The organism is Pseudescherichia vulneris (assembly GCF_902164725.1).
Lineage (GTDB): Bacteria > Pseudomonadota > Gammaproteobacteria > Enterobacterales > Enterobacteriaceae > Pseudescherichia > Pseudescherichia vulneris.
This window is the reverse complement of the sequence record NZ_LR607338.1, coordinates 4141371-4152946: the sequence shown is the minus strand read 5'-3', so window position 1 is coordinate 4152946 and position 11576 is coordinate 4141371. Positions and strand designations below refer to the sequence as shown.

General features: G+C 56.0%; 10 protein-coding genes and 1 pseudogene. 7 read left to right on the top strand and 4 right to left on the bottom strand.

What is annotated here, in order from left to right; translation table 11 throughout:
* The 3 genes from satP to FN633_RS17250 all read right to left on the bottom strand — a co-directional run.
* Nucleotides 1-528, bottom strand: a 528-nt coding sequence (satP, locus tag FN633_RS17260) for an acetate uptake transporter (protein ID WP_154058979.1), incomplete at its 3' end; no start/stop codon positions are given.
* A gap of 146 nt (nt 529-674) precedes the next feature.
* Entirely contained in the window at nt 675-1388 is a 714-nt protein-coding gene (msyB, locus tag FN633_RS17255; RefSeq protein WP_154058573.1) for an acidic protein MsyB, read from the bottom strand.
* A 34-nt stretch (nt 1389-1422) separates the two neighbouring features.
* Nucleotides 1423-1827, bottom strand: coding sequence for a DUF2541 family protein (locus FN633_RS17250; protein WP_154058572.1), 405 nt, complete (start codon nt 1825-1827; stop codon nt 1423-1425).
* 338 nt (nt 1828-2165) lie between these two features.
* Between FN633_RS17250 and dnaK the strand changes: the two genes are divergently transcribed.
* The 3 genes from dnaK (at nt 2166) to nhaA (ending at nt 6602) form a co-directional block, all read left to right on the top strand.
* Nucleotides 2166-4082: a molecular chaperone DnaK gene (gene dnaK, locus FN633_RS17245; protein ID WP_042388184.1), complete on the top strand. Its 1917-nt coding sequence runs from the start codon at nt 2166-2168 to the stop codon at nt 4080-4082.
* Between the two features lie 84 nt (nt 4083-4166).
* Nucleotides 4167-5303, top strand: coding sequence for a molecular chaperone DnaJ (dnaJ, locus tag FN633_RS17240; protein WP_154058571.1), 1137 nt, complete (start codon nt 4167-4169; stop codon nt 5301-5303).
* A gap of 129 nt (nt 5304-5432) precedes the next feature.
* Nucleotides 5433-6602 (top strand): Na+/H+ antiporter NhaA, encoded by a 1170-nt coding sequence (nhaA, locus tag FN633_RS17235; protein ID WP_154058570.1) that lies wholly within the window; start codon nt 5433-5435, stop codon nt 6600-6602.
* A 60-nt stretch (nt 6603-6662) separates the two neighbouring features.
* On the opposite strand, the gene rpsT is transcribed toward nhaA, so the two are convergent.
* Nucleotides 6663-6926 (bottom strand): 30S ribosomal protein S20, encoded by a 264-nt coding sequence (gene rpsT / locus FN633_RS17230; RefSeq protein WP_042388178.1) that lies wholly within the window; start codon nt 6924-6926, stop codon nt 6663-6665.
* Nucleotides 6927-7005: 79 nt separating this feature from the next.
* On the opposite strand from rpsT, the pseudogene FN633_RS18545 reads away from it, so the two are divergent.
* From FN633_RS18545 to lspA, 4 genes and pseudogenes are all read left to right on the top strand, one after another.
* A pseudogene (locus tag FN633_RS18545) lies at nt 7006-7246 on the top strand (DUF2575 domain-containing protein).
* Nucleotides 7247-7253: 7 nt separating this feature from the next.
* A complete protein-coding gene (ribF, locus tag FN633_RS17215) occupies nt 7254-8192 on the top strand; it encodes a bifunctional riboflavin kinase/FAD synthetase (protein ID WP_154058568.1) in 939 nt (312 codons plus the stop codon).
* Nucleotides 8193-8230: 38 nt separating this feature from the next.
* Nucleotides 8231-11047 (top strand): isoleucine--tRNA ligase, encoded by a 2817-nt coding sequence (gene ileS / locus FN633_RS17210; protein WP_154058567.1) that lies wholly within the window; start codon nt 8231-8233, stop codon nt 11045-11047.
* A complete protein-coding gene (gene lspA, locus FN633_RS17205; protein ID WP_154058566.1) occupies nt 11047-11547 on the top strand; it encodes a signal peptidase II in 501 nt (166 codons plus the stop codon). The genes ileS and lspA overlap by 1 nt, the downstream gene beginning before the upstream one ends.
* Nucleotides 11548-11576 lie beyond the last annotated feature (29 nt).

The window sequence follows — 11576 nt, the reverse complement described above, 5'->3', positions numbered from 1 at the left end:
CTGCTCGTTCAGCACTTCACCCATTGCCAGATAGATCGCGCTAGCGCCGCAGACCAGACCAACCCAGCCTGCCATGTGAACGATGCTTTCGTTGTCTGCCAGGTGCCCGATGCACAGCAGCGCAAACAGCACCGTCAGGCTCAGGAACACGAACTGCAGCATGCGTGCGCCTTTCAGGGTACCGAAGAACATAAACAGGGTGAATACGCCCCAGATCCCCAGGTAGACGCCGAGGAAATGCGCGTTAGCGGCATCCGCCAGACCCATTTTGGGCATAATCAGGATCGCCACCAGCGTGAGCCAGAAGGAGCCGTAAGAGGTAAAGGCGGTTAAGCCAAAGGTATTGCCTTTTTTATATTCCAGCAGCCCGGCAAAAATTTGCGCGATGCCGCCGTAGAAGATGCCCATTGCCAGGATAACGCCATCCAGCGGGAACATGCCAATATTGTGCAGGTTAAGCAGAATAGTGGTCATGCCGAAGCCCATTAAGCCCAGCGGAGCCGGATTAGCCAACTTAGTGTCGCCCATAAATCCCCAAAAAATCATCATAAAAATGGTGAAAGTAAAGGCCCCGCCAGCAGATAGTGGGGGCGGGGCGCGGCATCATAATGAGCGGCAATCACCCTGTCTATGATCTGAACAGGGTGAAATGAAATATATTTTTGGCAGGGGGATCAGGCTTGCGCCGCGGCGGTTATCCGGCGCAGACAGGCAATGTGCAGTACGGCGGGAATGGTAACGCGATAGGCGCTGCCGCTTACGGCTTTCACACCGTTTAACGCAGCGCCCAACGGGCCGCCAAGGCCAGCGCCACGCACCAGCCCGTGGCCGAGGACGCTAACGGCGGCATGGGTACGCAGAATGCGGGTAAGCTGGCTAGCAAGCAGATGGGAAACCCCTTTCGCCAGCGCCGGATCCTCAAGCAGCAACGGCAGTAGCTCCTCAAGCTCAGTGACTTTTGCCTCAACCTCCTGCAGAAACGCCTGCTGCTGATCGGCATCCATCTTCTGCCAGGCGTTACGCAGAAAGTGCGCCAGCAGATCCTGTTCAATCTCAAAGGTAGAGCTCTCTTTTTTTGCCTTGAGCTTTAACCGTTTCGCCACGTCCAGCAAAATGGTGCGATACAGCTTGCCGTGCCCACGTAGCTTATTGGCAATGCTGTCACCACCATAATGCTGTAGCTCACCGGCAATCAGCTGCCAGTTGCAGCGGTGCTGCTCGGGATGGCCCTCCATCGCTCTGAATAGCTCGTTATGCTGTAGGGTACCTGACAGCCGCGCCTTTCCCTTATCGTTATGGGTAAGCAGACGCGTCAGCTCGGCCAGTTGATCCTCGCGGCAATGCTGAAGAAAATCCAAATCTTCGTCGTTTAGGTATCTGACGTTCATGGTGTGTTATGTCCCATAAAAGAAACGGCGAGGATCAGTCATCGCCAATGATTTTTAGCGTTGCCATATCAGAGGAGTTCACCGTATGACCAGAGAAGGTGATTTTTGCCACACAGCGCTTATTGTCGTTATCGCTATTGATATTGATCCAGTCGGTAGTCTGTCCCTCTTTCAGTGAAGAGGGCACACTCAGGCTCTGGCTGGCGCTTTTTGCGGTTTTGAAGTAAACGGATGCGCCACTCAGGTCGATATCACCGTGATCGGCGGTAAGCTGGATGCGCTTTACTACGCGGCAAACCGGCATCTTTAGCGCTAAATCGCTGGTCTCGTTTCTTGGCATAGCAATGACGCCCATCACTTTATGATCGTTTGCCTGCGCCGTACTGGTCAGCAGCATGCCCAGTGCCAGGGCGGTCGCAAGGGATAATAAGGTTTTCATCATGTTCTCTTACTCGGTTAAACCATCTTTAGTCAGCCACTATAATACCCCTGTAAATGGAAAGGTTCATGCAACTAATATTTTCTTTTTATTACAGTTTTTCAGTGAATGATTCGTTGATTTTAATCACGGCAGTGAATGCATTGCGGTGATCCAGGCAGGCAGACAAAAAAATTTTCTCGCGCGCCCCTTGATGCGTTGCGTTACGTCCCCATCTTGTAGTCAACCGAAGTGGTGAGTCTGAAAAAAAACAGTTCGGGGCAGTTGAAACCGTATCATTTGCCCTTATTACAGATTCACAACCACATGATGAACAAATTTTTAGTGGAGACGTTTAGATGGGTAAAATTATTGGTATCGACCTGGGTACTACCAACTCTTGTGTAGCGATTATGGATGGCACCACTGCACGTGTGCTGGAGAACGCCGAAGGCGATCGCACCACGCCGTCGATCATTGCCTATACCCAGGATGGTGAAACTCTGGTAGGCCAGCCGGCTAAACGTCAGGCAGTGACAAACCCGCAAAACACCCTGTTTGCGATTAAACGCCTGATCGGTCGCCGCTTCCAGGACGAAGAAGTACAGCGTGATGAAGCCATCATGCCGTACAAAATCATTGCAGCCGACAACGGCGACGCATGGATTGATGTAAAAGGCCAAAAAATGGCACCGCCGCAGATCTCTGCCGAAGTGCTGAAAAAAATGAAGAAAACGGCTGAAGATTACCTGGGTGAGCCAGTGACTGAAGCGGTTATTACCGTACCGGCTTACTTCAACGATGCTCAGCGTCAGGCAACCAAAGACGCTGGCCGTATCGCCGGTCTGGAAGTGAAACGTATCATCAACGAACCGACCGCAGCGGCACTGGCCTACGGTCTGGATAAAGAAGTGGGCAACCGCACTATCGCCGTATACGACCTCGGCGGCGGTACCTTCGATATCTCTATTATCGAAATCGACGAAGTTGACGGTGAGAAAACCTTCGAAGTGCTGGCAACCAACGGTGATACCCACCTGGGTGGTGAAGACTTCGACAGCCGTATGATCAACTACCTCGTTGAAGAGTTTAAGAAAGATCAGGGCATCGACCTGCGTAACGACCCGCTGGCGATGCAGCGCCTGAAAGAAGCCGCAGAGAAAGCAAAAATCGAGCTCTCCTCTGCCCAGCAGACCGACGTGAACCTGCCGTACATCACCGCAGACGCGACCGGTCCGAAACACATGAACATCAAAGTGACCCGTGCGAAACTGGAAAGCCTGGTCGAAGACCTGGTAAACCGTTCTATCGAGCCGCTGAAAGTTGCGCTGCAGGATGCGGGCCTCTCCGTCTCCGACGTGCAGGACGTGATCCTGGTCGGTGGCCAGACCCGTATGCCGATGGTGCAGAAGAAAGTTGCTGAGTTCTTTGGCAAAGAGCCGCGTAAAGACGTTAACCCGGACGAAGCCGTAGCTATCGGTGCTGCTGTTCAGGGCGGCGTGCTGACCGGTGATGTGAAAGATGTTCTGCTGCTCGACGTGACTCCGCTCTCCCTGGGTATCGAAACCATGGGCGGCGTGATGACCGCGTTGATTAACAAGAATACCACTATCCCGACCAAGCACAGCCAGGTGTTCTCTACTGCGGAAGATAACCAGTCTGCGGTCACCATCCATGTGCTGCAGGGTGAGCGTAAACGTGCAGGCGATAACAAATCGCTGGGCCAGTTCAACCTCGACGGTATTAACCCGGCACCGCGCGGCATGCCGCAGATCGAAGTGACCTTCGACATCGACGCCGACGGTATTCTGCACGTTTCCGCGAAAGACAAAAACAGCGGTAAAGAGCAGAAGATCACCATCAAAGCCTCTTCTGGCCTCAACGAAGATGAGATCCAGAAAATGGTTCAGGATGCGGAAGCTAACGCCGAGTCTGACCGTAAGTTTGAAGAGCTGGTACAGACCCGCAACCAGGGTGACCATCTGCTGCACAGCACCCGTAAGCAGGTTACGGAAGCAGGCGATCAGCTGCCGGCTGACGACAAAACCGCTATCGAGTCTGCGCTGAGCGCGCTGGAAACCTCACTGAAAGGTGAAGACAAAGCCGATATCGAAGCGAAAATGCAGGCGCTGGCACAGGTTTCCCAGAAGCTGATGGAAATTGCTCAGCAGCAGCACGCCCAGCAGCAGGCAGGCGGCGCTGACGCTTCTGCGAACAACGCGAAAGACGACGACGTGGTCGACGCCGAGTTCGAAGAAGTTAAAGACAAAAAATAATCGCCCTGATGTAGGGTAGAAAACCAGCACGGGCGTAGAGGTTTCCTCTCCGCCCGTGCTCGCATGTTAGGGGCAGATAAACAAATGGCAAAGCAAGACTATTACGAGATTTTAGGCGTTCCGAAAAGTGCGGAAGAGCGTGAAATCAAAAAGGCCTATAAGCGTCTGGCAATGAAGTTCCACCCGGACCGCAACCAGGGCGATAAAGAGGCCGAAGCCAAATTTAAAGAGATTAAAGAAGCGTATGAAGTCCTGACCGATGCGCAAAAACGTGCGGCCTACGATCAGTATGGTCACGCGGCATTTGAGCAGGGCGGCATGGGCGGTGGCGGCGGTTTTGGCGGCGGCGGCGCTGACTTTAGCGATATCTTTGGCGATGTATTTGGCGATATCTTTGGCGGCGGTCGTGGTCGCCAGCGCGCGTCGCGCGGGGCCGATCTGCGCTACAACATGGAACTGACGCTGGAAGAGGCCGTACGTGGCGTCACTAAAGAGATCCGTATCCCGACGCTGGAAGAGTGCGATATCTGTCACGGCAGCGGCGCGAAAGTCGGTACTCAGCCACAGACCTGTCCGACCTGTCACGGCTCCGGCCAGGTGCAGATGCGCCAGGGCTTTTTTGCAGTACAGCAGACCTGTCCGCACTGTCAGGGACGCGGTACGCTGATCAAAGATCCGTGCAACAAGTGCCACGGCCATGGCCGCGTTGAGAAGAGCAAAACCCTGTCCGTGAAGATCCCGGCAGGCGTCGATACCGGCGACCGTATTCGTCTCACCGGCGAGGGCGAAGCAGGGGAGCACGGTGCACCGGCAGGCGATCTGTACGTTCAGGTGCAGGTGAAGCAGCACCCGATTTTCGAGCGTGAAGGCAACAACCTCTACTGTGAAGTGCCGATCAACTTTGCCATGGCGGCGCTGGGCGGTGAGATTGAGGTCCCGACGCTGGACGGTCGCGTTAACCTCAAGGTCCCAAGTGAAACCCAGACCGGCAAGCTGTTCCGCATGCGCGGTAAAGGCGTGAAGTCGGTGCGCGGCGGTGCGCAGGGCGATTTGCTGTGCCGGGTCGTCGTTGAGACGCCGGTGGGCCTCAACGAGAAGCAGAAGCAGCTGCTGAAGGATCTTCAGGAGAGCTTCGGTGGCCCGACGGGTGAACATAACAGCCCGCGCTCCAAAAGCTTTTTCGACGGCGTAAAGAAGTTCTTTGATGACCTGACGCGTTAATCGCTGGCGTCTGTCAATTTTCACGAAAGCCTGGGATAACTCCCGGGCTTTTTCATTATTTCTGTTCCCTGGCGATCCAGACGGTTAAACTCCTTCAGACGATGAGTAAATTATATAGAAGGAGCCGTTGTGAAACATTTGCGCCGCTTTATTAACAGCGATGCGTCCGGGGGCGTGACGTTGATCGTTGCTGCCCTGCTGGCTATGCTTTGCGCCAATCTGGGCGCGACTCAAGAGGCCTACCGTGCCTTTCTCGACCTGCCGGTGCAGTTTAGGGCCGGTGCCCTCGATATTAATAAGAACATGCTGCTGTTCATCAACGATGCGCTGATGGCCGTCTTCTTCCTGCTGATTGGGCTGGAGGTAAAGCGCGAGCTAATCCAGGGGGCGTTAGCCAGTTTTCATCAGGCGATATTCCCGGTCATCGCCGCAGTAGGGGGGATGGTGGTCCCGGCACTGATTTTCCTGGCGTTTAACGCGCACGACCCCGTGGTCAGCCACGGCTGGGCGATCCCTACCGCGACCGATATCGCCTTTGCGCTGGGCGTGCTGGCGCTGCTGGGCAGCCGTATTCCGCCTGCGCTGAAGATCTTCCTGATGGCGCTGGCGATTATCGATGACCTGGGTGCTATCGTGATTATTGCCCTGTTCTACACCAGCGATCTGTCGATGGTCTCGCTGGGCGTCGCCGCGCTTGCAGTCGTGGTATTGGCGATAATGAACGCCCTTAACGTTCGTCGCACCGGGCTCTATATTCTGGTGGGGCTGGTTCTCTGGACGGCGGTATTGAAGTCGGGCGTGCATGCCACTATCGCCGGGGTGATCCTCGGGTTCTTTATCCCGCTGAGCAAAGAAGAGGGCGTATCGCCTTCCCGCCAGCTGGAGCATGTGCTTCATCCGTGGGTAGGTTGGCTTATCCTGCCGCTGTTTGCCTTTGCCAATGCGGGCGTGCCATTGCAGGGTGTGACGTTGAGCGGGCTGGCCTCGATGCTGCCGCTGGGGATTATTGCCGGCCTGCTTATCGGCAAGCCGCTGGGCATTACGCTCTTTACCTGGCTGGCGCTGCGGTTGAAGCTGGCGAAACTGCCTCATGGAACGGCCTTCAATCAGATCATGGCTATTGGTGTGCTGTGCGGCATCGGCTTTACGATGTCCATCTTCATCACTAACCTGGCGTTTGACGGCATCGATCCTGAGCTGGTGGACTGGGCGAAGCTGGGCATTCTGACCGGCTCGCTGCTGTCGGCGGTGATTGGCTATCTGCTGCTAAGAGTACGTTTTAGTACGCCAGCGGCATAGTCCAGACGTAAAAAAACCCGCCTTGGCGGGTTTTTTTAACAAAGCTCAGCAGACGGGCGATTAAGCCAGTTTGTTGATCTGCGCGGTCAGGTTAGCCTTATGGCGCGCTGCTTTGTTTTTGTGGACCAGACCTTTAGCGGCCTGACGATCCACGATCGGTTGCATTTCGTTAAATGCTTTCTGTGCAGCTGCTTTGTCGCCAGCTTCAATCGCTGCGTATACTTTCTTGATGAAAGTACGCATCATAGAGCGACGGCTTGCGTTGTGCTTGCGTGCCTTTTCAGACTGAACGGCGCGCTTCTTAGCTGATTTGATATTAGCCAAGGTCCAACTCCCAAATATGATCTATGTGGACAATTCAAAGGCCGAGGAATATGCCCTTTCAGCCTTCTTTTGTCAATGGATTTGTGCAAATAAGCGGCGCTACGTTGCGACGCTCGTTACGTGTGATGGGGCAAGATTCTACCAGCTTGCTGGTCATGAATACAGCCTTTCTATGACAAAAATCACTGTGAAACACGACTTTTTCTTTAGGTAGGCAGACAGCGCAATGAAATCCTTGGCGCTTTCTGTTTTACAAGGCCAATCGCCGGTTAACCTTAAACGCTGTACAAGGTATACTCGGACGATTTTCACTGTTTTGAGCCAGACATGAAGCTGATACGCGGCACACATAATCTCAGCCAGGCCCCGCAAGGGTGTGTGCTGACTATTGGTAATTTCGACGGCGTGCACCGGGGGCATCAGTCGTTGCTGCGCGGCCTGATCGCTGAAGGGCGCAAACGCGGCCTGCCGGTGGTCGTGATGATTTTTGAACCGCAGCCGCTGGAGCTGTTTGCTGGCGATAAAGCCCCGGCCCGTCTGACGCGCCTGCGTGAAAAGCTGCGCTATCTGGCCGAGTGCGGCGTCGATTACGTCCTCTGCGTGCGCTTCGATCGCCGCTTTGCTGCCCTGACGGCGCAAAACTTTGTCAGCGACCTGCTGGTGGATCGCCTGGGCGTGCGCTTTCTTGCCGTCGGCGACGATTTCCGCTTTGGTGCTGGTCGGCAGGGTGATTTCTTGTTATTACAGAAGGCTGGTCTGGAGTACGGCTTTGACGTCACCAGCACCCAAACCTTCTGCGAAGACGGCGTGCGTATCAGCAGTACGGCGGTGCGCCAGGCGCTGGCGGATGACGACCTGCCGCTGGCCGAGAGCCTGCTAGGGCATCCGTTCTCTATCTCCGGCCGCGTCGTGCACGGCGATGCGCTGGGACGCACCATTGGCTTCCCGACGGCGAACGTTCCGCTGCGCCGTCAGGTCTCCCCGGTAAAAGGGGTCTATGCGGTGGAAGTGATAGGTCTGGGCGATAAACCGCTGCCCGGCGTGGCCAATATTGGTACCCGCCCCACGGTCAAAGGGGTACGTCAGCAGCTGGAAGTGCATCTGCTGGACGTTGTAATGGACCTTTATGGCCGCCATATAGAAGTAGTGCTGCGAAAAAAGATCCGCAGCGAAAAGCGATTTGCCTCGCTGGATGAGCTGAAGGCGCAAATCGCCAACGATGAATTAACCGCCCGCGAGTTATTTGGGTTATCAAACCTGGCGTAATGGCTAAACACGTTTTTAATTACGGAACCGAGAATCTGATGAGTGACTTTAAATCAACCCTGAATTTGCCGGAAACAGGGTTCCCGATGCGTGGCGATCTCGCCAAACGCGAACCGGGAATGCTGGCGCGTTGGAACGATGATGACCTGTACGGCATCATCCGTGCCGCGAAAAAAGGCAAAAAAACCTTCATTCTGCATGATGGCCCTCCTTATGCGAATGGCAGCATTCATATCGGTCACTCGGTTAACAAGATTCTGAAAGACATTATCGTTAAGTCCAAAGGGCTGACGGGCTTCGATTCGCCTTACGTGCCGGGCTGGGACTGTCACGGTCTGCCGATTGAACTGAAGGTTGAGCAAGAGTACGGCAAGCCGGGTGAAAAGTTCACCGCCGCCGAGTTCCGCGCCAAGTGCCGCGAGTACGCTGCCGCGCAGGTTAACGGCCAGCGCGAGGACTTTATCCGTCTGGGCGTGCTGGGCGACTGGGCGCATCCGTACCTGACCATGGATTTCAAAACCGAAGCCAATATCATTCGTGCGCTGGGCAAGATCATCGGCAACGGCCACCTGCACAAAGGCGCGAAGCCGGTGCACTGGTGCGTTGACTGCCGCTCTGCGCTGGCAGAGGCAGAGGTGGAGTACTATGACAAAACCTCTCCGTCTATCGACGTGGCTTTCCAGGCCGTCGACCAGGATGCAGTAAAAGCCAAGTTTGGCCTGCCGGGCGTTAGCGGTCCGATCTCGCTGGTGATCTGGACCACGACCCCGTGGACGCTGCCAGCGAACCGCGCTATCTCCCTGTCGCCTGAGTTCGAGTATGCGCTGGTGCAGATCGACGGCCAGGCGCTGATCCTTGCCAAAGATCTGGTCGAGAGCGTGATGAAGCGCATCGGCGTGGCAGAGTACAGTATCCTCGGTACGGTAAAAGGCAGCGAGCTGGAACTGATGCGCTTTACCCATCCGTTTATGGGCTTCGACGTGCCGGCAATCCTCGGCGACCACGTGACCCTCGACGCCGGTACCGGTGCAGTGCATACCGCCCCTGGCCACGGCCCGGACGACTACGTAATCGGTCAGAAATATGGCCTCGAAACCGCAAACCCGGTGGGCCCGGACGGCTGCTATCTGCCGGGAACCTACCCGACGCTGGATGGCGTTAACGTCTTCAAAGCGAACAACATCATCACCGAACTGCTGACGGAGAAGGGCGCGCTGCTGCATCTGGAGAAGCTGGTTCACAGCTATCCGTGCTGCTGGCGTCACAAAACGCCAATCATCTTCCGCGCCACGCCGCAGTGGTTTATCAGCATGGATCAGAAAGGTCTGCGCGAGCAGTCTCTGAAAGAGATCAAAGGCGTGCAGTGGATCCCGGATTGGGGCCAGGCACGTATCGAGTCGATGGTTGCCAACCGTCCTGACTGGTGTATCTCTCGTCAGCGTACCTGGGGCGTCCCGATGTCGCTGTTCGTGCATAAGGATACCGAAGCGCTGCATCCGCGCACGCAGGAGCTGATCGAAGCGGTAGCGAAACGCGTAGAAGAGGACGGCATCCAGGCGTGGTGGGATCTCGACCCGCGCGACATCATGGGTGACGACGCCGATAACTACGTGAAGGTGCCGGATACCCTCGACGTCTGGTTCGACTCCGGCTCTACCCACTCCTCGGTCGTGGACGTGCGCCCTGAGTTTGCCGGTCATGCAGCAGATATGTATCTGGAAGGCTCTGACCAGCATCGCGGCTGGTTCATGTCCTCTCTGATGATCTCCACCGCCATGAAAGGCAAAGCGCCGTATCGCCAGGTGCTGACCCACGGCTTCACCGTGGACGGTCAGGGGCGCAAGATGTCGAAATCCATCGGCAACACCGTCTCGCCGCAGGACGTCATGAACAAGCTGGGCGCGGATATTCTGCGTCTGTGGGTGGCCTCGACGGACTACACCGGCGAGATGGCGGTATCGGATGAGATCCTTAAGCGTGCCGCCGACAGCTATCGTCGTATCCGTAACACCGCGCGCTTCCTGCTGGCGAACCTCAACGGTTTCGATCCGGCAAAAGACATGGTGAAACCGGAAGAGATGGTGGTGCTGGATCGTTGGGCGGTGGGCTGTGCCCAGGCCGCACAAGAGGACATCCTCAAGGCGTACGAGTCTTACGACTTCCATGAAGTGGTGCAGCGCCTGATGCGCTTCTGCTCTATCGAAATGGGCTCGTTCTACCTCGACATCATCAAGGATCGTCAGTACACCGCGAAAGCCGACAGCGTTGCCCGTCGCAGCTGCCAGACCGCGCTGTATCACATTGCCGAGGCGCTGGTGCGCTGGATGGCACCGATCATGTCCTTTACGGCCGATGAGATCTGGGGTTACCTGCCGGGCGAGCGCGAGCAGTATGTCTTTACCGGTGAGTGGTATGAAGGCCTGTTCGGCCTGGCCGAAACAGAAGCCATGAACGATGCTTACTGGAGCGAGCTGCTGAAGGTGCGCGGCGAGGTGAACAAAGTGATCGAGCAGGCGCGTGCCGACAAGAAGGTAGGCGGTTCGCTGGAGGCGGCGGTGACGCTCTATGCAGAGCCTGAGCTGGCGGCGAAGCTGACGGCGCTGGGCGATGAATTACGATTCATCCTGTTGACCTCCGGTGCCAAGGTTGAAGACTATACTAACGCGCCGACCGAAGCCCTGCAGAGCGAGCTGCTCAAAGGACTGAAGGTGACGCTGAGCAAGGCCGAAGGTGAGAAGTGTCAGCGCTGCTGGCACTACACGACCGACGTCGGTAAGGTGGCGGAACACGCAGAAATTTGCGGACGCTGTGTGGTTAACGTCGCCGGTGACGGCGAAAAACGTAAGTTTGCCTGATGAGTAAACCGATCTTTTCAACAGGGCTACGCTGGCTGTGGCTGGTGGTAGTCGTGCTGATTATCGATCTGGGCAGCAAGTTCCTGATCCTCCAGAATTTCAATCTGGGGGAGACGGTCTCGCTGTTCCCGTCGCTTAATCTGCACTATGCGCGCAACTACGGCGCAGCGTTTAGCTTCCTCGCCGATAAAGGTGGCTGGCAGCGCTGGTTCTTCGCAGGGATCGCCATCGGCATCTGCGTGGTGCTGGCGGTGATGATGTATCGCGCCAGGGCCTCGCAGAAGCTGAACAACATTGCCTACGCGCTGATTATTGGCGGTGCGCTGGGCAATCTGTTTGACCGCCTGTGGCACGGCTTCGTGGTCGATATGATCGACTTCTACGTCGGCGACTGGCACTTCGCGACCTTCAACCTCGCCGATACGGCTATCTGTATTGGGGCAGCGTTGATCGTGCTGGAGGGCTTTTTGCCTTCGACAGCGAAGAGAAAAGCGGCGTAAGCGCTTAACGGTAAACGCCGGGCGGCGCT